Annotated in this window: 16 protein-coding genes, 1 other RNA gene and 1 pseudogene; 10 read left to right on the forward strand and 8 right to left on the reverse strand. The window is 39.8% G+C overall.

Annotation, left to right across the window (positions count from 1 at the left end):
- Positions 1 to 192 precede the first annotated feature (192 nt).
- Both A33Q_RS00200 and A33Q_RS00205 read left to right on the forward strand, forming a co-directional pair.
- Positions 193 to 930, forward strand: coding sequence for an adenylate/guanylate cyclase domain-containing protein (locus A33Q_RS00200; protein ID WP_084328450.1), 738 nt, complete (start codon positions 193 to 195; stop codon positions 928 to 930).
- Between the two features lie 10 nt (positions 931 to 940).
- Entirely contained in the window at positions 941 to 2,437 is a 1,497-nt protein-coding gene (locus A33Q_RS00205) for a tetratricopeptide repeat protein (protein ID WP_016254395.1), read from the forward strand.
- 20 nt (positions 2,438 to 2,457) lie between these two features.
- Here A33Q_RS00205 and A33Q_RS00210 read toward each other — a convergent pair whose 3' ends face one another.
- Positions 2,458 to 3,807 carry a S8 family peptidase gene (locus A33Q_RS00210; RefSeq protein WP_084328451.1) on the reverse strand — a complete coding sequence of 450 codons (1,350 nt, stop codon included), beginning with the start codon at positions 3,805 to 3,807 and terminating at the stop codon, positions 2,458 to 2,460.
- Between the two features lie 370 nt (positions 3,808 to 4,177).
- Between A33Q_RS00210 and A33Q_RS00220 the strand changes: the two genes are divergently transcribed.
- Positions 4,178 to 5,323 (forward strand): acyltransferase family protein, encoded by a 1,146-nt coding sequence (locus A33Q_RS00220; protein WP_009035226.1) that lies wholly within the window; start codon positions 4,178 to 4,180, stop codon positions 5,321 to 5,323.
- Positions 5,324 to 5,354: 31 nt separating this feature from the next.
- Here the strand turns inward: A33Q_RS00220 and A33Q_RS00225 are convergent, their stop codons facing one another.
- The 3 genes from A33Q_RS00225 to A33Q_RS00235 form a co-directional block, all read right to left on the reverse strand.
- Positions 5,355 to 5,918, reverse strand: coding sequence for a DUF3109 family protein (locus A33Q_RS00225; protein WP_009035227.1), 564 nt, complete (start codon positions 5,916 to 5,918; stop codon positions 5,355 to 5,357).
- Between the two features lie 71 nt (positions 5,919 to 5,989).
- Complete coding sequence (locus tag A33Q_RS00230; RefSeq protein WP_009035228.1) at positions 5,990 to 6,448, reverse strand: DUF4442 domain-containing protein; 459 nt, start codon at positions 6,446 to 6,448, stop codon at positions 5,990 to 5,992.
- Positions 6,449 to 6,602: 154 nt separating this feature from the next.
- Positions 6,603 to 9,026: a TonB-dependent receptor domain-containing protein gene (locus A33Q_RS00235; RefSeq protein WP_316929402.1), complete on the reverse strand. Its 2,424-nt coding sequence runs from the start codon at positions 9,024 to 9,026 to the stop codon at positions 6,603 to 6,605.
- 237 nt (positions 9,027 to 9,263) lie between these two features.
- Between A33Q_RS00235 and rnpB the strand changes: the two genes are divergently transcribed.
- Both rnpB and A33Q_RS00240 read left to right on the forward strand, forming a co-directional pair.
- Positions 9,264 to 9,660, forward strand: an RNA gene (gene rnpB / locus A33Q_RS21445) — RNase P RNA component class A.
- Between the two features lie 19 nt (positions 9,661 to 9,679).
- A pseudogene (locus A33Q_RS00240) lies at positions 9,680 to 10,838 on the forward strand (sigma-54-dependent transcriptional regulator).
- Positions 10,839 to 11,028: 190 nt separating this feature from the next.
- Here the strand turns inward: A33Q_RS00240 and A33Q_RS00245 are convergent.
- Entirely contained in the window at positions 11,029 to 12,042 is a 1,014-nt protein-coding gene (locus A33Q_RS00245; RefSeq protein ID WP_009035231.1) for a long-chain-fatty-acid--protein ligase, read from the reverse strand.
- A gap of 54 nt (positions 12,043 to 12,096) precedes the next feature.
- Between A33Q_RS00245 and A33Q_RS00250 the strand changes: the two genes are divergently transcribed.
- Entirely contained in the window at positions 12,097 to 12,777 is a 681-nt protein-coding gene (locus tag A33Q_RS00250; RefSeq protein WP_009035232.1) for a hypothetical protein, read from the forward strand.
- Positions 12,778 to 12,828: 51 nt separating this feature from the next.
- Here A33Q_RS00250 and A33Q_RS00255 read toward each other — a convergent pair whose 3' ends face one another.
- A complete protein-coding gene (locus tag A33Q_RS00255; protein ID WP_009035233.1) occupies positions 12,829 to 15,243 on the reverse strand; it encodes an alpha-ketoacid dehydrogenase subunit alpha/beta in 2,415 nt (804 codons plus the stop codon).
- A gap of 443 nt (positions 15,244 to 15,686) precedes the next feature.
- Between A33Q_RS00255 and ald the strand changes: the two genes are divergently transcribed.
- Positions 15,687 to 16,805 (forward strand): alanine dehydrogenase, encoded by a 1,119-nt coding sequence (gene ald, locus A33Q_RS00260; RefSeq protein WP_009035234.1) that lies wholly within the window; start codon positions 15,687 to 15,689, stop codon positions 16,803 to 16,805.
- Positions 16,806 to 16,901: 96 nt separating this feature from the next.
- Here the strand turns inward: ald and A33Q_RS00265 are convergent, their stop codons facing one another.
- Together A33Q_RS00265 and A33Q_RS00270 are read right to left on the reverse strand one after the other, a co-directional pair.
- On the reverse strand, positions 16,902 to 17,135 hold the full coding sequence (locus tag A33Q_RS00265) for a (2Fe-2S) ferredoxin domain-containing protein (RefSeq protein WP_040489539.1): 234 nt from the start codon (positions 17,133 to 17,135) through the stop codon (positions 16,902 to 16,904).
- Positions 17,136 to 17,415: 280 nt separating this feature from the next.
- On the reverse strand, positions 17,416 to 18,339 hold the full coding sequence (locus A33Q_RS00270) for a sugar phosphate isomerase/epimerase family protein (RefSeq protein ID WP_016254402.1): 924 nt from the start codon (positions 18,337 to 18,339) through the stop codon (positions 17,416 to 17,418).
- Positions 18,340 to 18,513: 174 nt separating this feature from the next.
- Between A33Q_RS00270 and A33Q_RS00275 the strand changes: the two genes are divergently transcribed.
- The 3 genes from A33Q_RS00275 to A33Q_RS00285 are packed head-to-tail and all read left to right on the forward strand — an operon-like array spanning position 18,514 to position 23,125.
- Positions 18,514 to 19,218 (forward strand): hypothetical protein, encoded by a 705-nt coding sequence (locus A33Q_RS00275; protein WP_009035237.1) that lies wholly within the window; start codon positions 18,514 to 18,516, stop codon positions 19,216 to 19,218.
- Entirely contained in the window at positions 19,215 to 21,956 is a 2,742-nt protein-coding gene (locus A33Q_RS00280) for a TonB-dependent receptor (RefSeq protein ID WP_009035238.1), read from the forward strand. The genes A33Q_RS00275 and A33Q_RS00280 overlap by 4 nt, the downstream gene beginning before the upstream one ends.
- Positions 21,953 to 23,125 carry a DUF4249 domain-containing protein gene (locus tag A33Q_RS00285; RefSeq protein ID WP_009035239.1) on the forward strand — a complete coding sequence of 391 codons (1,173 nt, stop codon included), beginning with the start codon at positions 21,953 to 21,955 and terminating at the stop codon, positions 23,123 to 23,125. The genes A33Q_RS00280 and A33Q_RS00285 overlap by 4 nt, the downstream gene beginning before the upstream one ends.

The raw sequence follows: 23,125 nt of genomic DNA on the forward strand, positions 1-23,125 counted from the left end.
CCTTTTTACTGATATTGCCAATATCAATTTCATTTTCACACCCATTTAAAGAATTATATAACACAAAATAATAGTGAGGAAATCTTAATATTTGATTAAATTTTACGGATAGAAATTTCAAATCACTCAATGGTAAGAATTATATTAATAATTACTTGAGTTTCCCTAGGGAAAAAACCAAAGGTAATTTTTATGAGCTCATATATAAGACCCAATCGACAACTTGCTACAATCATGTTTTCGGACATCGTTGGGTACACTTCTATCATGGGCACCAATGAAGACCTCGCTTTTGAACTTGTAAAGAAAAATACCCAGCTACATAAAGACATGACAGCCAAATATAAGGGTCGGCTGGTCAAAGAAATGGGTGATGGGATTTTATGTGCCTTTTCAAGAGCTGAGGATGCTGTGCAGGCAGCCCATGAAATTCAAAGCAATTATATCCGAAGCCAAGAACTAAATCTGAGGATTGGTCTTCACATGGGCGAAATTATTGAAGAAGGTGGGGATGTCTTTGGGGATGCTGTCAATATCGCATCTAGAATTCAGACTTTAGGAAGCCCAAAGTCAGTTTTGCTTTCTGATAAGGTTTACTGCCAACTTCCTCAAAAGTCAAATTTGCAAACAGTAAACTTGGGAACTTTTGAATTGAAAAATGTAGAAAAGCCCATAGAAATACATGCCTTGGCAACACCAGGGCTTGTTGTTCCGAAGCGTGGAGAAATGCTGAAATTACTGGAAAGCAGAATCAAAAAAGGAATGCTAGCTGCATTGATCATCCTCAGCCTACTTTCTGCCGGACTTTGGTTCAATTACAACACAATGGTAAACAAGTCCATCAAAGAGTCTGAAAAATCCATTGCTGTTTTGCCATTTTCAAGCCTCAATCAGAAAGAAGAGGATTTTTTTGACAGATGGCCTTACTGAGGATATCATCATGCAATTATCCAAGATTTCGGCCTTTTCCGTGATTTCGAAATCGGGTGTAGAATATTACAAAAACAGTAATGAAAACCTTAGTAATATTGCTAAAACCTTGAATGTAAATTACATTTTGGAAGGAAAAATCCAAAGGGTCAACAACAGGATCAAAATCAACACCAATTTGATACAGGTTTCGGGAAACAAAAACATTTGGGCAGAATCCTACGAAAGAGATCTTTCGGACATTTTTGAACTTCAAAGTGACATCGCACAAGCAATTGCCATTTCCCTCAGCACAAAGTTGACTGAAGAAGAAAAATTTCTTTTGGAAAAGAAACCTACACAGAGTTTTACGGCATACGAATACTACATGAAAGGAAGGAATTATTACTACAAATACAATGTAGAGGACAACCTAAAAGCAATACAGGAGTTCAAGAATGCCATTGAAGTGGACAGAAATTTTGCTTTGGCATGGGCTGGATTGGGAGATGCCTTCAGTCAAAATTATGGTCGATTTAAAATGGAGCGTATCTGGATAGATTCTGCCAAAGCTTCCAGCCAAAGGGCGATCAGCCTTGACAGCAACCTATCCGAAGCCTATAAAGCTCTTGCTACAGCACATTATTACAATGGAGAATATGAAGATAATTTCAACCTGTTGCAAAAAGCAGTTGAACTCAATCCTAACAATTCTCAAGCTGTAGGCAATTTAGCTACTAGCTATTTTATCAGGGGAGAACTGGATGAAGCCATCCAAAGACAGAAAAAAGCTGCCGGACTCAATCCTAAAAACTACATACCATTCCAGATTGTAGGCTGGACCTACAGATTGCTAAAGGATTATGAAAATGCAATTCAGTGGCTTAATAAATCATTGGAAATACAACCAGAAAGTGATACGTACGAACAACTGGGACTTAGCTATCTAGGGATGGCAGATACCCTTGCAGCAAAAAGCTTAGTACCTGAATTACTGGGACTACTGAAAGGAATTTCAGATGAAAAAGGTTTGCCCTTGGCTACTCAACAAGGTACAGCCGCTAAAATATATGAATCTGCCGGGATCATATCTTTCTTTTGTGAGGATTTTGACAGCTCCATGGAATACTTCCAAAGTTTTATAAAATATAATGAAGCAGCAGGTCGGGACCCCCTATCATCTGCCCCTATTTATTTAGGCTACCTCCACTTATTGCAAGGCAACAATATGGATGCTGAGGTACTTTTGGAAGGCGCCAACTACATCAATATGGGGGAAATCAAACAAAACACAGATGACCCTGATCATTTTTTTAAAATGGCAATGATCTACGCAATTTACGATGACAAGGAAAAATGCATGGAATATTTAATTGCAGCCAAAAACATGAAATGGGTGGATATACAGATGGCAGAATCCAATCCTGTATTTTACCATCTCATTGACTATCAACCTTGGAAAGAATTCAAAGCCGAAATAGAGCAAAAAATACTTTTAATGAAAAATAAGGAGCTGAGTCTAAAATAAGCCCCAACTCCTTTTGAAGGTTATCTGGTAGTCACAATTTTATAATCTCTTTCATCTGAACAGGTTATAGAATTCAAGGAGTTTATTCTTCCTCTTCCTGCGATTACTCCTGCGGCTATTGCAGCACTCATCGAGGTACCTGACATGTTTATATATCTATTGCCCGGATAAGTGGAAAAAACATTTTTCCCTGGAGCAATATATTCTACATTTTCACCAAGCATAGCTCTTTCGTAGCACTCATAAATACCATATCGATGAAAAGCAAAACCTGTTATGGTATAAATATCTCTAAAAGGAGGATTAGTGGCCCCCGGAGTGCTGATGCAGCCTGGATAATTTCGTGTGGAACTACCCTCCAATGGCTCACAACTACATGTATTCCCCGCTGACATAACAATTGAATTTTTACGTCCTCGTATACTGGTGATATTTTTCATCGCATCCGTCAAAATTTCATTATAACTTCTACAATCTTCACCTTCTGGATCAGCTCCAAAGCTCATAAGAATTACATGTTCAATATTTGAATGTATCCTCCTTAAACTCACATAGAAGTATTCCAAAGCTTGCAGAACACCTATCCAAGAACCTTCTCCATTTTCATCTAAAACCTGTAGCGAAACCATTCTAATACCTGGCGCAACCCCATTCATACCGTATGAACCTTGACTTGCTTTCCCTCCCACTAGGCCGGCAAGATGCGTACCGTGTCCATTCGGGTCTGTAAAAGGATTCATTTCTATAAAGGATTTCGAAAAACGCGAATCTACACTACCCAAATCAGAATGAGTATTATCAATTCCGGTATCTAAAATCCAGACCATATTATTTTTTCTCAACTGGTTTTGAGGAATAGGTCCTCCCATGAGGGTAATACCCTGACTGGTTTTATTATTTGAATCATACAGAATTTCATCAGGATTGTTACTACCTCCCTGTTGGATAGGTTTCCCCTGCTGAATTGGCTTACCTTGAACCATAAAGTCCTTTTTTACAACTAGGTCAGGATCTTTTTCAAGTTCCTCAACTTGATTTTGAGTCAATTCCAAAATAGCACCTGAAATTACATTCGCTAAGATTTGATTTTCAGGAATACTGACAGGTCTGGAAAGGCTTCTGTTTATCCTCTCTTTGATATTTTGAACTTTACCGCCTCTCATTTTATTAAATTCCTCATCCCCCATTTCCAAATCCTCAAAAATCATTGGAATGATTACAGTCGGTTGAATATTAACGACATATTTAGATTTGCTTTCAGGAAATTGGCTTGGGGGACTGTCTTTTTTTTCGGGCTTTTGCCGACAACCGATTAAACAAAAGCTTAAAGCAAAAAACATCAACAGACAATTAAGACATAGTTTTCTCATAAAGATTGGATTTAAAAAGAATAAAAAGAGTAGATGCTTTTTCAAAGCTATAATTCTACCTAAAATAAAATTTCAAGATTCATTTCATAAACCGCAGCCAATTCTACTGCGATACCAAAAAAAACACTTAACACACTTGAAAATATAACAATAATATTTTTCAAATTATACTCATATACATTTTTTTGATTATTATATACCTTTTTTTCCAAAATAAAAATCACTATAGAGCTGAAACTACAAATATTCACCATATCAAACAGGTATTATACACCCTCTGATAAAAAGCATTTTTATATCCACACTTTATTTATATTTTACAAAAAGTTTGACTGATTACGAAAATTAATCTCCTAACCTAAAACAACCTATGTCAACGCTTCAACCTTCCGGTGTTCCTTTGAAAGAAAGGTACCTTGCTCTTGATGTTTTGCGGGGACTGACTATAGCCCTAATGATAGTCGTCAATACGCCGGGCTCTTGGTCTCATATGTATGGTCCCTTTATGCATGCTCCCTGGCACGGCTTCACCATCACAGACCTGGTTTTCCCAACATTCCTTTTCGTGGTGGGAAATGCCATGAGCTTTAGTATGAAAAAACTAGAAAAAATGGGCCAAGGCCTTTTTCTACGAAAAGTTCTCAAGCGTAGTTTTCTCATTTTCATCATTGGTTGGGGCTTGAATGCCTTCCCGTTTTTTGATCAGACAGAAAATGGTCTAGCCATGATCAATTGGGGAGAGGTGCGGCTTTTAGGTGTATTGCAGAGAATTGCCCTATGTTACCTTATTGCTTCGCTTGTTCTTTATTACCTAAGCAGATCCGGAGCATTGATCTTCAGCCTGATTACCCTGATCGCCTATTGGCCGGTGATGTATTTCTTCGGGGAAGCAGGTGAGCCATATTCATTGACAGGAAATACTGCCTTAAAATTAGACCTTTGGCTCATTGGAGCCAAGAATCTGTATATGGGAGAGGGAATCCCTTTCGATCCTGAAGGACTGTTAAGTACTTTTCCTGCTGTAGTAAATGTAATTGCGGGATACTTTGCAGGTAAGTTTATACAGCAAATGGGGAACAATACCAAAACAGTAAAATACCTATTGGTAGCAGGTTTAATCCTGATTGCTGTATGCCTGGCTTGGGATCCTTTTTTCCCCATCAATAAAAAACTTTGGACAAGTTCTTATGTACTACTGACCATAGGCCTAGATTTGCTTTTAATTGCTGCGATGATTTTACTCATTGAAGTATGGCAGCAGAGAAGCTGGACTTACCCATTTGAAGTGTTTGGAAGAAACCCTCTGATCCTATATGTGCTTTCGGGTGTAGTCATCAGCATCATGTATTTTATTAGCATCGGAGATCAAAATTTAAAAGGACTGATCTATTCCAAAGCATTTACGAGTTGGCTCAGCCCAAAAAATGCCTCCCTGCTGTTTTCAATAGCATACATGATGTTGATTTGGTTTATTGGGCTTTGGATGGATAAGAAAAAAATCTATATCAAAGTTTAAAAGCAAAGCCCACCTGAGCGTGGGCTTTTTCTTATCCTTCAATTTCATTGACAAGCTCCTGGTACCAATCATCTCCATATTTTCTGACCAAAGCATCTTTCAGGAACTTATAAACAGGAACTCCTAACTTGCTTCCCAGCGAACATGCAGGACTGCAGATATGCCAGCGGTCATAGTTAAGCGCTTCGTATTGGTCATATTTGGTAATCCTTATGGGATAAAGGTGGCAGGATATAGGTTTTTTAAATTCAATTTTACCATCAAGATAAGCTTGTTCTATTCCACATTTCAAAATACCTTTTTCATCGTATAAGGCATAGGCACACTCTCTGTTTTCCCCAATAGTGGGCGTTCCTTTGTCACCATCCTTATCAATGACCCAAGTACCCTGCTTTTCAATGACAGCCCTACCCTCTTCAGTAATATAATCTTTGACTATAGGGTAAATCTTTTCAATGATATCTGTCTCCTCATCCTCCAAAGGAGCCCCAGCATCACCCTCCACACAGCACGCCCCTTTACATTTTTCCAAATCACAGACAAAAAACTGTTCCTTTATATCATCACTTATAACTGCATTGCCTACTAAAATCATAGCTATTTTCTTATTCCTAAAACTCTTCTTCGCAAAGGTAAAGCTATTTTCTCACTTAGCTTGACAACCCACTATTTTCTCCTGACATACACTCCCTTTGTCAATCGGGCAATTAGCTCCCCTTTATTATCTCTTACCTCACATGGAAATTCAAACACTTTTTTCCCAAGCAAATCGACTTCTTTTTTGATATTTTCAATTTCATCAGTATTGATCGAAAATTCGGCAAAAACGGTCCCTTTTCCAGGTTTTACAAAATCAATCGAAGCGGTCTTATCCCAAACAATGTAATTTTCACCCAAATTGATCATTAGGATAAACATATAAAATGGATCACACATGGAATAGAGAGACCCTCCAAAAGCAGTCCCAACCAAATTGCGGTTGTACCACGTCAACTTTAGCCTTATTTTGAAATAGGTGAATGAATCATTGTAGTTAACCACCCTGATTCCTGCAAAAAGATAAGGTGGGTAAATATTGAGCAGTTTGATCAAGCGCTTGTACTTCCTATATCTTTTATTTTCCATTAGGGACAGAATCTTTTTCCCCGAATATATAAAAAAAGAACCGTCCCGATAAATCGGAACGGCTCAACCCAGCACTATGAAGAAAAGCTATTTAAAGCCTTCCGTAACATAACATGGCACTGTTTAATTTGTTTGTAAAATTTTTATTTTTTTTTTAAAATCTGAATTCATATCCAGCAGTGATGAACCTAGGAATACCTACCCTGATCCCCTGGGGTCTTCTGGTAGCAATATATCGCTCATCAGTAAGGTTTTTGATACTTAGATTAAATCTAGAATTCCATTTTTCAACATCATAGCTGAATACTGCATCAAACACTCTGTAAGCTGGCACCAAGCCTATCCTTCCATTCGGACTCGCTGCCACGGTGTTTAATTCATCTCCAAATTGTTCTCCTACAAAATTACCTACAAGTCTCAATCCAAAACCACCCTCTGTTCTTAGGGTAAGCGCTGAATTTAAAAACCAGTTAGGAGCATATGGCGTTCTATTGCCATTGATGTTGACTCCATCAATAAACCTATCTTCTGAATAAGTCGCTCTCAAAAATGTAGCATTGACATCATAAGTAAGGCTGACTCTGCTCATCCCAAACAAATTGCTCAGATCGAATACCGCGGCTGTTTCTACACCTCTATTCAAAGTCGCCCCACCATTAACCAATCCAAACCCAACGCCTCCGGCAGACTCAGCTACAGGTATTACCTGATTGCTGAAATTCATCACAAAACCTGTTGCCTCAAGGAAAAGCCACCTGGTAGGTTCGGTCCTGAATCCCAATTCGTAATTGACACTGGATTCTGCATCAAGGTCCAACACGTCACCTAATGCAGTGATGGCATCTTTGGTTCTTGGAGGCGCATAACCTTTGTGTACCCCACCGAAAATATTGAAAGTAGTAGCAGGCCTAAAATTTAACCCTACACCTGGAATGATTTCATTAATCACGTTTTCAGCAATTAACGTCGTATCTCTTACTCCAACTCCAGGGAAACTTCTTCTTCTGATGTCTCTCTCGTAATCAAAACTTTCAAATCTAACCCCTGCATTAAAATCAAACTTGGAGGTTATCATCATTTTATTCTGGACATAAGCAGCTAGAGCATGTCCTGTCCTAACCTCGTCCTCTACTAGATTGCCACTATTAACTCCTGCTTTGGTGCCATTTACTCTTTGTTCGAATGCACGCTCGTACAACAACCTCGTACCTACAATCAATTCATTTTGCGTATTAAAAAGCTTATGATCGATCTCCAACCTGGGTTCTACTCCAGCCACTTCAAATTGCCTGTTTCTATTACCTGTACCATCTCTCATGAAAATGGCTCCACCTGGCACTTCCCTGTCACCCCAGACCACTCCTGTCCAATTAGCCGGTGGAGTATTGTCATTGTTTATAGCAAAATCTTGTCGGTTCCAATTTCTGGTAGTTGTATAACCATAAGCAATGGTTCTTAATCTCACATTTTTATTGAATCTATACTTGTGACTAAAGCTCAAGGAATATCTTCGTACATCGAGTTGGTCATCCGGAGCAAGTCTTGTAAAGTCTTCTCCTCCTCTATCATACATCACTTGGTTGATTCCTATATAGGTGGAATTTGACACCTCATTGTAAACTCCAAGCTTTACACCTAACTCTGATTTGTCATTCAGATTAAAAAGAAACTTAGTATTGAAATCTGTGATATCAAATTCAGTTGGACCTATATTATTGGCGGTTTTTCTTAATAGGTTTACATGGATTCCGGTATTCCCAAAAGTATTCCCATAATTCACAAGACCTGAAAAGAATCCTCCTTGGCCACCCTGCACAAAAACAGAGCCCTCTTCTTCCTGCGGCGGGTTGGCCGTGATATAATTGACTACACCTCCTATTGTCTGCGGACCAAAGAGAATCTGACCGGAACCTTTGAGAATTTCAACTCCGGCCATTCTATCCATTGCAGGTGTATAATACATTTCAGGCTCTCCATAGGGAGCTAAAGCTACTGGTACACCATCTTCCAAAACCAAAACACTTCTACTTCTATCCGGGTCAAGTCCTCTGATCCCAATATTGACACGCATTCCCAGACCTTCCTCATCTACTACGTGAACACCAGGAGACCTTCTGAGTACTTCATTCCCACTAAGAGGATTAACAGTTTGGATTTCTCTTTTATCTATAAAAGTAACAGAACCTGGTACTCTGCTGAAAACCCTGTCCTTATTGGCAATGACGTCTATCTGTGGCATTTCTACGCCGATCTCTTCAAATACCAATTCTACTTCGCTCATTTGACCTCCACTCACGACTACATTTCGGGTAAATGTCTTGTAGCCTACTGCGGATATTTTCAAAGTATATTCACCATCAGGCAAATCATAAATTTCAAAGCTACCATCTATATTGGTGTAAGTACCTTTCACAGTGCCTATCACCATGATATTAGCAAATGGAATGATTTCACCATCATTGTTTTTCACCTTACCTGAGATGACCAGAGCTTTTTCTTCTGAATTATTATCCAAATTATCATTGGAAAAGACTGGGTTATTAACTGCAACTAAAAAGAGAATTGCGAAAATTCTCAATAAACCTGTTTTAAACATCTACCTCTATAGTTATTTAGATTTAATTTAAATTAACACTGCAAATGTATTTGCTATTTAAACTTAATCCAAATAAGAATGAAAAGTTTTAATGTTATTTATCCATAGGATAGTCAAAGCAATTGATAATATCTATGATTCAACTGTAAGTATCGCTATTGAAATTCTTATCCTCGAAAAATCGTACGCTCTTTGAATAAAATTTTACGTTATTTGCAAAGTGCAAGCCGTCTTGTCGCTGTTCCGCTTTGCGGGAGGGAGGAAAGTCCGGGCAACAAAGAGCGCCATACTTCCTAACGGGAAGGGGTCAAGCTGGGAACGGCTTGGTCACAGAAAGTGCCACAGAAAATATACCGCCCCGATCCGATCGGGGTAAGGGTGAAAAGGTGGGGTAAGAGCCCACCGCTTCTACAGTGATGTAGAGGGCACGGCAAACCTTATGGGTTGAAAGATCAAATAGGTCCCGCACCGGATTCAGTTTCGGAAAAGGCTGCTCGTCTTTCTGCGGGATGGGTAGATTGATGGATCCCGGTTGTGAAGCCGGGACTAGATAAATGACAAGAAACCCATTTGTAGAAATGGGGAACAGAACCCGGCTTATAGGCTTGCACCTTTATAAATTTAAAACAAACCCTATGTCTAAAATTCTGATCATTGATGATGAGAAAGTCATCCGAGCTACTCTAAAAGAAATCCTGGAATACGAAAATTACCAAATATCTGAGGCCCAAGATGGGGAAGAAGGTTGGAAATTGCTTCAGGAAGAGGAGTTCGACTTGGTCTTATGCGATGTAAAAATGCCCAAAATGGATGGGCTAGAGGTGTTGGAGAATGCTTCGCAAATGGATAAGCAGCCCCAGTTTATCATGATTTCTGCTCATGGATCTATAGAGACAGCAGTAGAGGCTACCAAAAAAGGAGCGTTTGATTTTGTTCCCAAACCACCTGACTTAAATCGGTTACTACTGACAGTCCGGAATGCCTTGGATAAAAAGAACTTGGTCTCAGAAACCAAAGTACTGAAAAAGAAACTGTCCAAAAAAACTGGATATGGTGGGAGAATCACCTGCCATAGTACATGTAAAAGAAACCATAGAGAAAGTAGCTCCAACAGATGCGCGCGTACTTATCACTGGTCCAAACGGAACAGGGAAGGAGCTTGTAGCACATTGGCTACACAAGAAAAGTAACCGGTCTTCCCAGCCATTTATTGCAGTAAACTGTGCAGCTATACCAGCAGAATTGATTGAAAGCGAGCTATTCGGTCATGAGAAGGGATCTTTTACCTCAGCCGTAAAGCAAAGAGTAGGGAAATTTGAGCAAGCCAACGGTGGCACGTTATTTTTAGATGAAATCGGAGACATGAGCCTTTCTGCCCAATCAAAGGTGCTCCGAGCGCTTCAAGAACACAAGATCACCCGCGTGGGAGGGGACAAAGACATCAAAGTAGACGTACGCGTCCTAGCTGCTACCAATAAAGACCTGAAAAAAGAAATAGAGGATGGTAACTTCAGAGAAGATCTTTATCACAGACTCAGTGTTATTCTTATTCAAGTACCAGCTTTAAAAGACAGGAAAGAAGATATTCCCCTTTTGGTAGAAAAATTTCTCGATGACATTGCAAAAGAATATGGAACTGCTCAAAAGGATATTTCCAAAGAAGCACTCAAGCAGCTGCAGGAGTTCCCCTGGACTGGGAATATACGGGAATTGAGAAATGTCGTGGAGAGATTGGTGATATTAGGTGAAAAAACTATCAGTATCGAAGATGTAAAAAAATATGCTGACTATTAAAGGGTCAGCATACTTTTTATCCTTTAATTTCAGAGTTTTCAATTGCCTTAGCGTAAGCTGGGCAAGGCTTGCTTGATGCACAGGAACTAAGAGCCAGTACCCCTAATGCCATCACTATTATTGCTGCTTTTTTCATACTATTTTTAAAATATTGATTCAAATATGTTTATTTCCAAAAGGAATACCAAATTTAATTAACCATTAAATTACAACCTCTTATCTCAGAATTGTCAATCCTACCCAATACTTCCAGGTAACCATTCTCATCAAATCTTCCCAAATCCTGCGTCTCTATAAAAGCACAACTATGAAAATTGGCGAGATCAATTACATTGATCCCACCATGTTTGCGTTTGGAATAAGCAAAAGGGTCATTGACATCTCTAAGCATAACGTGCATGGTTGACGGCAAAGTATATTTACCTTCACCTTTGGAGTACGATTGGGACATTAATTCAGTCATCCCGTACTCAGAATGAATTTTTTTCACCGAAAAATATTTTTTTAAAATGTCATGCACTTCTTCCCTGATCATCTCTCTTCTCCTACCCTTCATTCCTCCTGTCTCCATCACAATCAATTGTCCAATCTCCGGAAAAGTCAGGTTACTTTCAGCCAAATCAAGCAGAGCAAATGTCACTCCTAGCAAAAGGATTTTCCCAGGTTTATTCTGAAGCGCTTTCAATTTGTCCACCAATTCCTTTTGATTGTATAGGTAAAACCCAGAGTATTCTGAAGCGGACTTTTCTATGAAATGTTGTGACATACTTACCAATGAGCTGCCCTTTCTCTCCAAATATGCCGGCAACAATGCGAGCACATGAAAATTCGTAATCAATCCATATTCTGATTCAAACAATCTAAGTGCGTGTTTGAGGTAAAACTCTTCAGACCAAAAGTAATGCTTACTGGTAATCGCACCTGTTGTCCCACTGCTCGAATAAAATCCTTCAAAATCTTCAACTTTCCCACTTACCACATCGAAATCTTTGAAAAGTCTAATCGGTAAAAACGGAATAGACTCCAAATCCGTGACCTGAGAAACATCGATATGGCGGGCTTTTAAATAGCTTTTATAGATTTCATTGTGCTCTGATTGAAACCTAAAGAGTTGCAAAGCCTTTTGTTCAAAATTATTTTCATCTATATTAAGTATATCTTGTTGAAAACTTTTGAAATACTCAGTCGTTTTATAATTTGTCATTGTAAAATTGTTCAATTTTACCCCCTAACCGAAAGGTTGTAAATTTATGCCAGCATGAGCAGTGTAAAAAATTATATTTACTTATTCTTTTTCCAATTTATTGCATTTTCCTGTGTTCAGCCACCTGAAAATTTTCCATCAGTCCCTGAAATCAATTTTGAGGACATGGCTTTTTCAAGTGCCTCAGGTGCTGATTCCCTTATTATCAGGGTAGGTTTTAGAGATGCTGAAGGTGACTTAGGTCTCAACCCAACAGACATTGACCCACCATTTCAACCTGTAACTTTTAGAAGAAATAATTCGGGCAACTTGATTGTATTTTCTCAAAGACCTCCTGAAGCACCTGCTTATAACCCTATTGACTGGGCAATCAATCCAATAGTCAACAATGTAATCGTAACCGATACGGTGTGGGTAGAGCAAAACGAAAACCACAACAATATTTTCATCAAATTCTTTATCAAAAGAAACGGTGTATTTACTGAGTTTAGATGGGAGGATCCTCCCTATTTCACTACGTTCAGTGGCCGTTTCCCTAGAATATTGAACAATAATCAAGGGCAGCCAGTGGAAGGATCACTTCAATACGCCATGCTCTCTTTTGGTTGGGAGTCTATTTTTAGAAATGATACCATAAGAATTGATGTGCAGATTCAGGATAGAGCACTAAACAGGAGTAATGTGGTATCAAGCCCAGAGGTTACACTAAATCAGATCCGAAGAACAGCTAGATAAAAAAAGCCTCAAAATCAGAGGCTTTTTTCATTTTTTCAATTTCAAAGCTCCTTAGATTGCAGGAAACTTATTTGGATTCACCTCATGCATCATGCTATAAACTTTTTCTACAACATCCTCTACAGAAGGCTTTGAAAAATAATCTCCATCGGAGGAATAAGCTGGCCTATGCGCTTTTGCTGCCAAAGTAGCAGGCTCAGAATCCAAATGGTAATAAGCTTTTTGCTCTTCCACAACTTTTTGCATCATATAAGCTGAAGCCCCACCGGGCACATCTTCATCGGCAAACAGAACACGGTTGGTCTTCTTGATAGATTCTACTATGCTATGATCTACATCAAATGGCAACAAAGTCTGCACATCTATGATCTCAATATCAATTCCCATTTGAGCCAGCTCAACTGCGGCATCTTCAATAATCCTGCACATGGAGCCATAAGTCACAATTGTTAGGTCATTGCCTTCACGAAGAACTTCAGGCTTACCAAGAGGTAGTCTATATTCACCTATATTCGCAGGCATTTTTTCCTTCAACCTATACCCGTTAAGACATTCTATTACTAAGGCTGGTTCATCGGAATGCATCAAGGTATTGTACATACCCGCAGCTTGGGTCATATTTCTAGGAACACAGATCAGCATTCCTCTCAGAGAATGTAAAAGCATGCCAATAGGAGATCCCGCATGCCAAACTCCTTCAAGTCTGTGTCCTCTGGTTCTAACAATCAGTGGAGCCTTTTGGCCTCCCTTAGTTCTGTAATGTAGACATGCCAGATCATCGGACAATGTCATCAATGCATAGTGGATATAATCCAAGTATTGAATTTCAGCCATTGGTCTCAAGCCTCTCAAAGCTGCACCAATACCCTGACCAATGATGGTCACTTCCCTGATACTGGTATCAGTGACCCGGTGCTCACCATACTTTGCCTGCAATCCGGCAAAAGCCTGATTCACATCACCTATTTTCCCAACATCTTCTCCAAAGGCCAGAAACCTCGGATCAGTTTCCAGAAGGTTGTCAAAGCAAGCTTGTAGTACTTCTCTACCATCTACCAATGGTGCTTCATCATCATATTCCACATCAACGGCCTCAATTTTAGCACTGCTAAATTCTGACTGAGAATAGAGGTGGCTGCTATACCTATCTTCGTTCAACTCCTGCTGAATTGTATACCAAGATTTAAGGTCTGATTTTATACTTTCAGGTTCAGTCCTCAATATCCACAAAGCACGCCTTACAGAAGAAATTACGTCCTTTCTGATAGGGTTAAGCGTTTTGGATAACTCATCAGCAATACTTTCAAGTAATTGAGATTGCTGGGACTTGGCAGCAACTTCTTTGATCAAAGATACTGCTTCTTTAAGTTCGTTTTTAATTTCACTTGAAAACAACTGCCATGCGGCGTCCTTTTCCTTCTTGGCAAAGGCTTTGGCTTCTTGATCAATCTGATCAAGCTCCTCAGCTGTCGCAATTTCTTTTTTTATCAAAAACTTCCTAAACTGGGCAAGACAATCATATTCCTGTTCCCATTCAAGCCTTTCCTTACTTTTATATCTTTCATGTGACCCTGAGGTAGAATGCCCCTGTGGCTGCGTAACTTCTACCACATGAATCAATACTGGCACATGCTCTTCTCTTGCGATCCGGGCGGCATTTTCATAAGCTCTGTCCAATGCTTCATAGTCCCAGCCTTTGACCACAAAAACTTCGTAACCTTTCTGGTCATCATTTCTCTGAAGGCCTTTGAGCAGTTCTGAAATACTACCTTTGGTGGTATGGTATTCATTGGGCACTGAGATACCATAACCATCATCCCATACAGACACGATCATAGGAACCTGGAGAACACCAGCAGCATTGATCGCTTCAAAAAACATCCCTTCAGAAGTAGAAGCATTCCCAATGGTTCCCCAAGCAACTTCGTTTCCTCCATTACTGAATTGAGTAAATTCTTTAAGACCTTGATTCTCTCTGTAAAGCTTGGAAGCATAAGCCAAGCCAAGCAATTTGGGCATTTGTCCCGCTGTAGGAGAAATATCCGCAGAAGAATTTTTCATTTCTGAAAGATTCTTCCAAGTACCATCATCATTGAGTGATCTTGTAGCGAAGTGGCCGTTCATCAACCTTCCTGCTGAAGCAGGTTCAGCTTCTACGGAAGTATGCGCATAAAGCTGGGCAAAATATTCTCTGATTGTCAATTGCCCGATGGCAAACATAAAAGTCTGATCTCTGTAATACCCGGCTCTGAAATCCCCATTATTAAAATACCTGGCCATTGCAATTTGAGCCAGCTCCTTGCCATCTCCGAAAATCCCGAATTTGGCCTTACCCATAAAAACTTCCTTACGGCCCATCAGAGAAGCATGTCTGCTTTCCATTGCAAGCCGAAAATCACTTAAAAGTTGTTCTTTGTCCAGAACTTTATTCCTTTTGTTTTTGGAGAATGTTGCCACTTTTGTCATTTTTAACTAATCTAATAAGCTAATTTGGGTTTAATGCAGTTTTACTGCAAGTATTTCAAAAATAGAGATTTTTAATTTTTTTACAAACTCCAAAAGAGAATAATTTCTAATTTTTTCAATAAATTATTTCGATAATTTGAAATAAAATTGAAATAAAAAAAATTAAATTCTGAATTTTGAAAATTTTATTATTTATTAGCAGGAAAACTTCTTGAAGTGCAGTATAATCAACCTATTGAGGCTAAAAAATCAAATTACCCGAATTTTCGATTTCCAAATGAAGTAAAATAGAATTTTATTAAATATATTTTATATAAACAAACTTTTATTCTGAATAAGAATGATTTTCATATTCGAATCAAAATAATGATTAGATTTTGTATCGAATCTAAGTGTCCTTATTATATTTGCGCAATCGATTTAAAAACCCAAATTTTAGCATCATGATAATAGGTGTTCCTAAGGAAATAAAAAATAATGAAAACAGGGTTGCCTTAACTCCTGCAGGTGCAACAGAACTTGTAAAAAGAGGTCATCAGGTATTTGTTCAACACACTGCAGGTGAAGGAAGCGGTTTTCCTGATGATGAATATACAGCAGCAGGAGCAGCAATTCTTCCCACCATAGAAGATGTCTACGCTATTGCGGAGATGATCATCAAAGTAAAGGAACCGATAGAGCCTGAATATAAACTGATCAAAGAAGGCCAGTTATTGTTCACTTATTTTCACTTTGCTTCTTATGAGCCTTTGACCAAAGCTATGGTTGAAAACAAATCAGTTTGTTTGGCATACGAAACAGTTGAAAAAGTGGATAGAAGTCTTCCGCTTTTGGTACCCATGTCTGAAGTAGCTGGTAGAATGTCAGTACAGAAAGGTGCTAATTACCTTGAAAAACCATTGAAAGGAAGAGGGATTCTTCTTGGCGGAGTACCGGGAGTGCTTCCTGCCAAAGTCCTGATTCTTGGCGGTGGCATTGTAGGGACTCAAGCCGCTTGGATGGCTGCAGGTCTAGGCGCAGATGTCACGATCATGGACGTGTCGATTCCAAGAATGAGATACCTCGCAGATGTGATGCCTGCCAATGTCAAGACCATGATGTCCAATGAATACAATGTGAGAACCATGATCAAAGATGCTGACTTGATCATTGGGGCTGTGTTGATCCCGGGAGCAAAAGCCCCCCACCTGATCACTAGAGATATGTTGAAAGACATGAAGCCTGGGACTGTATTGGTAGATGTGGCAGTAGATCAAGGCGGATGCATCGAAACATGTAAGCCAACAACTCACGAAAACCCAACCTATATCATTGATGATGTAGTTCATTATTGCGTAGCCAACATGCCTGGTGCAGTACCATATACTTCTACTTTGGCCCTTACCAACGCTACCCTTCCTTATGCCATACAATTGGCCAATAAAGGCTGGAAAAAAGCAGCTCAGGAAAATCCGGAACTGGTACCAGGACTGAATGTTATCCACGGCGATATCGTATACAAAGCTGTTGCTGAAGCGTTTGACATGGACTATGTACCAGTTGAAAAATATCTTGTAGATTAATCTTTGATTAGGATAAATTGCAAAGGCCTCTGAAATCTTTTTTCAGAGGCCTTTTTTTATGAGGATTCGACCTGAGATCAGCCTATTGAGCTGTACTCACAATTTCTTTCTTATCGAGGAAATATCCGCTTTTTTGACCACCTCATTGTTGATCACAACGGTAGGAGCAGATTTGCAAAAGTCCATACACTTGGTTTTGATTACCTTAAATTTACCTTTATGATCTTCGCTTTGTATGAGTTCTTTGATTTGCTTTTGCAGCATTTTACATCCGGACTTTTTACAGTCCGAACCTGTGCAAACAAAAATAAATCTCTTGTACGTTGCCATTTATTTTTGATTTACGAAGGACGATTTACGAGGCCTATCGATAATCATAATTCCCCACTATTTTCAAATCGGCCTTGGTTTCCCGACATTCAAAATAAGTTTGGTTCATCAGCTCAGCCTGGAAGGCAAGCTCATCCTTCATTATTCAGTGTTCTATATTTGAAATTCAAATCTTTAAAACAATGAACACCGATTGATAAATTTCGAAGGCTCGTGCCAACACCCCTCTCTTCTCCCCTTGCAAATGTCCAAAGCATCGTCAATCGTATTTTGTAAATCTTCAACCACCATTTACCAAAGACTTCATTTTCTCCAGTCCAGTTTTGGCCACTTCCAAAGCATCTTTTTCCCAATACGAAGGATTGAAAAGCTCCAAAGAAAGTACCTTCTTCCCTCCCATTTGCTTCAGAGTCTGAATGATTGCTTCCATTGGGGCCGCTCCGTCTCCAGGATAAACCCTATCTTTATCTTCCTGTTTTTCTCTCGGAATGGAAGCCACAAAATCATTCATGTGAAAAATATCCACCAAGTCCCCATTCAGCATTTTGAGTCCTTCGTAACCCGACCCTCCTCTGAACAGGTGATATACATCAGGTAAAATCTTTGCATCCGGATCATTAGCGACAGCTGCTACCATCAGGACCTGCCCCAAATGATGAAAATATGGGAAAGCCCCCCAAAATTCCAATTGGGGCATAACCCCTGTTTTCCTTCCCAATTCCAATAGCTGGGAATATCTTTCGCCTGCCTTAAAAAGATCCAAAGGTGCATCCACACCTGCTGCCGGTGCAGCTACCCGATCACAACCCAAAGAGGCCAACAACTCCATTTCTTCTTCCATCTGCCGGAATCCAGCCTTTCTCTTCGCATCATCATCTACCATCCAGGGAGCAAAACCAATAGCATTTTCAAACTTTAAGCCTGCATCATCCAGCATCTTCTTAAGGCTAGCTGCAGAATTCCCCGAATTGACATATTCCTGAATGTCCCTGACCCACAACTCCACACCATCATACCCTGCTTTTGATGCAATATCTATATACCCTCTCAATCCGGGCTTTTGCCCCATAATGGTACTGGTATTCAGACAATAGGAGAATTCTGTGTTTTGAGGTTTGAGAGGTGCAGCATGGCTAAGCGCTGAGCCCAAAATGGCTCCTGTGCCAAGGCCCAATGTTTTAAGAATAGTTCTTCTGGAAGTCACTGTTTAAATAGGTAAGAGGTTGGAAAATTATTGTTAATCTTAAATTACTGAAATCCAAATTAGCTCAATTGACTTATAAATTTCAACCACTTATAAAATTATTTAGATCATTCCAATATTCACCTAAGTATTTTGTTAAATTTAAAACTTAAGTATCTCAGCCTATAATAACCTATGAAAACCATATTTTTTTCGCTTATCTTCTTGATATTGACAATTAGCTTTGGTTATGCCCAAGGCGACTTTTCTTATCAAGCGACCTATAGAGAAAACATCCTTCTGGATCAGGAAGTGGTCTCGGGTGGATATTATGTTGATCCTGCCAAAAATATTGAGGGGCATCCTTATTTTGATTTGAGGAACTTTGAAAAAGGAAATATCCAAATCAATGGCATGCTCTACACAGAGGTCCCTCTGCTTTATGATATCTGGCAGGATGAAGTCTTAACTTTTCAGCCCATACATAGCAAAAAAATTCTGATAAGAGCTGACAAAGTGGAACAGTTCATTTTGGAACATACCCCCAAAAGAATATTTATACGCCTGGATGAAAACCCTGGCTACACCTTCCACCGGAATGGCTATTATGAACTATTAGCCGGCGAGGAGCTGCAATTATTGACAAAACATTACAAACAGACTAAGGCCAATAGAGACAACTTATCCTACACGGATGTTTTTTATGAAAAAAGTGACTTTTTCCTGAAAAAAGGGAATGAAATCCAGCTCATCAGAAAGAGGAAGCAGGCAAGGGATTTCCTTGGTCTGGATAATAAAGCACTGAGAGATATTTTCAAAGGAAAAAACCTCAGGTTCAAAGCGGACAAAAAAGCTTACCTCAGCGTCTTGGTAGAGTATATTAATCAAAAAAGCCAATGAAACTTAAAGCAGTTTTTGTCTTTTTCTTTTCTATATTGTGCCTTTTTCCGGCCTTGGCCCAAGATCATTCCAAAAAATTCTCAGGTTTGTTTCCTGGAATCAGTTTTCAGCGTTTTGCCAGGCAAATTGAGGCCCAAAGTGATTATGAGTTTTATTTTCTTGAAAAAGATGTCTCAGAAATCCAAGTCAATATCAGCGCTGCTGAAAACACTTTACCGCAACTCCTAGTCACAATTTTTGAAGGTAAAGACCTGAAGTTTAGCATTGATGGCTCTAATCGGGTCTTCATCAGCAAAAATTCAGCATTAGAAGTCAAGCTTGCCGAAGATTTTTTCAATAAAAGAGACAGGGAAATAAAAGGGGATAGTCTTGGAGCACAATCCGACATAGACAGGGCTTTTTCCAGAAATAAACTTTATGTAATCGGTAGCCAAGGCAGCCAAACGGAGGCTACGCTTAGTGGCAGGATCACAGGTATAGACACAGGTAACCCAGTTTTTGGGGCGGTGGTTTTTGAAAGGGTCAATTACACCCGGGCCATTACCAATGAAGCCGGGGAGTTCAGCATTCACCTTCCCGTTGGAAGACATACACTCTTTATTCAAAATCTGGGAGGATTTGTGGAGCAAAGGCAACTGAGCCTTTTAGGAGATGGTATTTTGGATATAGCTATTGAAGAAAACATCATCTCTCTGGACGAATTCACGATCAGTTCGGAAAAGATGAGCAATATCGCCAGGCCAGAAATGGGAGTGCAATCCCTCAACATTCAATCCATGAGAAAACTTCCTGCAGTCCTGGGCGAAGTAGATGTGATCCGTAGTATTCTTACTCTTCCCGGCGTACAGACTGTAGGGGAGGCTTCCGTGGGCTTCAATGTTCGTGGCGGTGCAGCAGATCAAAACCTCATTTTGATGAATCATTCCACGATTTATAATCCTTCGCATCTTTTTGGTCTATTCTCGGCCTTCAATCCGGATATGGTGGAATCGGTGGAGCTGTACAAAGCCGGGATGCCTGTGAAGTTTGGTGGGCGACTAAGTTCTGTTTTGGATGTTGAGGCCAAATATGGCAATCCGGATAAGGTTCAAGTGACCGGAGGGATCGGCCTGATGACGAGCAGACTCACAGTAGAAGGTCCAATCGGTGAAAACACGACTTTTGCTTTAGGTGGGAGAACTACTTATTCAGATTGGATTCTGGATATTCTGGAGGAAAACACAGACTTCAATGACGCCCGGGCCTCCTTTTATGATTTGAACTTCAATGTATCCCATAAATTCAACGATAAAAACACCCTTAAGCTGAATGTATACAATAGCAGCGATAATTTCCGCTTTGACAGGGATACAACTTTTACCTACGAAAACAGAAACTTCAATCTAGGTTGGACACATTATTTCAATGAAAAATTGGAAGCTGAACTGGTTCTGGGAAGGGATCAATACAATTTTGGAATTCAAGGCAGGGACAATCCCAGCAATGCCTATGATTTCGGTTATGAAATCTTACAGGATTTTGCAAAAGTAAACTTCCAGTATGAATATGATGACCAACATCAACTGAATTTTGGTCTGCACAGCATCAGATACAGGCTACAGCCCGGCCAAATTGGCCCTGTTGGAGAGCCTTCCCTGGTCATTCCGGAAAGTGTGAATACGGAACAAGCCTTGGAAACAGCCTTCTACATAGGTGATAATTTTGAAGTAAATGATCACCTTTCCCTGAATTATGGCATGCGATACGTCATCTACAATTACCTAGGCCCAAATACCATCCGGGAATACCGCGATGGAGTACCTATCGCTCCCCCAAATCTAGAAAGAGAACGGGAATTTTCTGCTGGCAGCATTATCAACACTTATCATGGCCCCGAATTCCGGATCTCTGCCAGGTATATTTTGGACAATATCTCTTCCATCAAAGCAGGGTACAACACAGGAAGACAATTCATTCATTTGGTCACCAACAATGCTGCAATAGCTCCTACAGATGTCTGGAAACTGAGTGATCCCAATATCCGCCCTCAATGGGGGGATCAGATTTCCATAGGTTATTACAGAAATCTAAAAATTGACAAATATGAATTTTCGGTAGAAACCTACCACCGTACCCTTCGCAATCTGATAGATTTCCGATCAGGAGCCACCTTGATTCTCAACAACGCAGTAGAGCAGGATATTCTCAGGACAGAGGGCAGGGCTTATGGAGCAGAAGTATTGTTAAAAAAAAATACAGGAAAACTCAATGGATGGATCAGCTACACCTATTCCAGGTCACTTCTGAGAACCGCAGCAGAAGAAACAGCCGAAAAAATCAATAATGGTGGATGGTACCCCAGTAATTTTGACCAACCACACAATGCTGTTTTGGTCGGGAATTATGAATGGTCCAAGCGCATCAGCACTTCCATCAATGCAAATTACAGCACTGGCCGCCCAATCACTTTGCCTGTAGCGCAGTTTAACTATGGAGGAAATGAAAGAGTCTATTTCTCAGACAGAAATGCATACAGAATCCCTGATTATTTCAGAGTAGACCTTTCTGTCAACCTGGAAGGGAATCACAAATCCAAAAAATTGGCCCACTCTTCCTGGTCTGTCGGGGTATATAACCTACTGGGGAGAAGAAATCCTTACTCAGTTTACTTCACTCCTGTCAACGGAGTTTTGGAAGGATTTCAACTGTCCATCTTTGCCCAGCCAATTCCATTTATTACTTACAATTTCCGGATATGAAATCGAGCAAATTGAAAACTGTACTTCTAAAAATCTTCAGCTTTTTAATGCTGGTTTTGAGCATTATCAGTTGCAGAGATCCATTTGAACCCGAAATTATCCGTCAGGACCTAGCTATTCTGGTTGTAGAAGGCTATGTGGAAGTGGATGGAGAGTCCTTTATTTCTTTGAGCCGGACTTCTCCTGTAAGAGATACTGCAAGTGTTGTTTTTGAAAGTGGTGCCCGGGTTTTTCTCATACCAGAATCGGGTACTTCCTTTTGGGACTTTGAAGAATCTGAAGACCAAGCTGGATTCTATACACTTGAAGGATCATTTGACCCAAATCAAAAATACTTCCTCAATGTCTGGCTAAGCAATGGTGAAATGTACCAGTCTGAGCTTTTGACCCCGATTATCACTCCGGATATAGAAGAATTGGGCTGGTTGAGAGATGAAGTAGGAGTAGAAATTTTTGTCAGCACTAATGGCAACGAGGATGCTAGGTATTTTCTTTGGACATACAATGAGGACTGGATTTTCAATGCAGGTATCTCTTCGTTTTTGATTTTTGAAAATGGAGGAGTAAGAGAGCGAAGAGAAGAGGAAAGAGTAGACCGCTGCTGGAGTTCTACATTTATGCCAAGGATAGTATTACAAAATTCAGCCCGTTTTGATGGCAATAGAATCCTTGAAAGAGAGTTAGTAAGAATCCCAAATTTATCTGAAAAACTACAGCGCAGATACAGTATAGAAGTAGTGCAGCGCGCAATAGATCAGGATGCATTTGATTTTTGGGAAATATTGAGAAAAAACTCAGATGATATTGGTGGGATTTTCAGCCCATTGCCTTCTCTGATCAGTGGCAATATCAATAATGTGGATGAGAAAAAGGATGAAAATGTAATCGGTTTTATCAGTATGGGAAGATCTTCCAGAAAGAGGATTTACATTGATCAAGCTGATGTTGCTCCTTGGCGTGTAGAAATTCCTGAATATGAGTTTTGTAATTTGAGTATGGACACTATTCCTCCAGAATTGGCAAGCAGCCGATTTCGAACCGGTGTAGAAATCCCGGCCAGAATACTTTTCGATGGGCCCTTTTTCCTAGGCTACAGAGGTGCCAGTCGCGAATGTGTGGACTGTACTTTGAGAGGTTCAAATGTTAAACCAGAATTTTGGGAGGATTGA

This window comes from Indibacter alkaliphilus LW1 (assembly GCF_000295935.2).
GTDB lineage: Bacteria > Bacteroidota > Bacteroidia > Cytophagales > Cyclobacteriaceae > Indibacter > Indibacter alkaliphilus.

Excerpts from the sequence above, each read along its gene's own strand:
- A33Q_RS00225 (WP_009035227.1), bottom strand. The coding sequence starts at position 5,918 with ATGATTTTAGTAGGCAATGCAGTTATAAGTGATGATATAAAGGAACAG.
- A33Q_RS00285 (WP_009035239.1), top strand. The coding sequence starts at position 21,953 with ATGAAATCGAGCAAATTGAAAACTGTACTTCTAAAAATCTTCAGCTTT.
- A33Q_RS00220 (WP_009035226.1), top strand. The coding sequence starts at position 4,178 with ATGTCAACGCTTCAACCTTCCGGTGTTCCTTTGAAAGAAAGGTACCTT.
- A33Q_RS00255 (WP_009035233.1), bottom strand. The coding sequence starts at position 15,243 with ATGACAAAAGTGGCAACATTCTCCAAAAACAAAAGGAATAAAGTTCTG.
- A33Q_RS00230 (WP_009035228.1), bottom strand. The coding sequence starts at position 6,448 with ATGGAAAATAAAAGATATAGGAAGTACAAGCGCTTGATCAAACTGCTC.
- A33Q_RS00210 (WP_084328451.1), bottom strand. The coding sequence starts at position 3,807 with ATGAGAAAACTATGTCTTAATTGTCTGTTGATGTTTTTTGCTTTAAGC.
- A33Q_RS00280 (WP_009035238.1), top strand. The coding sequence starts at position 19,215 with ATGAAACTTAAAGCAGTTTTTGTCTTTTTCTTTTCTATATTGTGCCTT.
- A33Q_RS00245 (WP_009035231.1), bottom strand. The coding sequence starts at position 12,042 with ATGACAAATTATAAAACGACTGAGTATTTCAAAAGTTTTCAACAAGAT.
- A33Q_RS00250 (WP_009035232.1), top strand. The coding sequence starts at position 12,097 with ATGAGCAGTGTAAAAAATTATATTTACTTATTCTTTTTCCAATTTATT.
- A33Q_RS00265 (WP_040489539.1), bottom strand. The coding sequence starts at position 17,135 with ATGGCAACGTACAAGAGATTTATTTTTGTTTGCACAGGTTCGGACTGT.
- A33Q_RS00200 (WP_084328450.1), top strand. The coding sequence starts at position 193 with ATGAGCTCATATATAAGACCCAATCGACAACTTGCTACAATCATGTTT.
- ald (WP_009035234.1), top strand. The coding sequence starts at position 15,687 with ATGATAATAGGTGTTCCTAAGGAAATAAAAAATAATGAAAACAGGGTT.
- A33Q_RS00205 (WP_016254395.1), top strand. The coding sequence starts at position 941 with ATGCAATTATCCAAGATTTCGGCCTTTTCCGTGATTTCGAAATCGGGT.
- A33Q_RS00275 (WP_009035237.1), top strand. The coding sequence starts at position 18,514 with ATGAAAACCATATTTTTTTCGCTTATCTTCTTGATATTGACAATTAGC.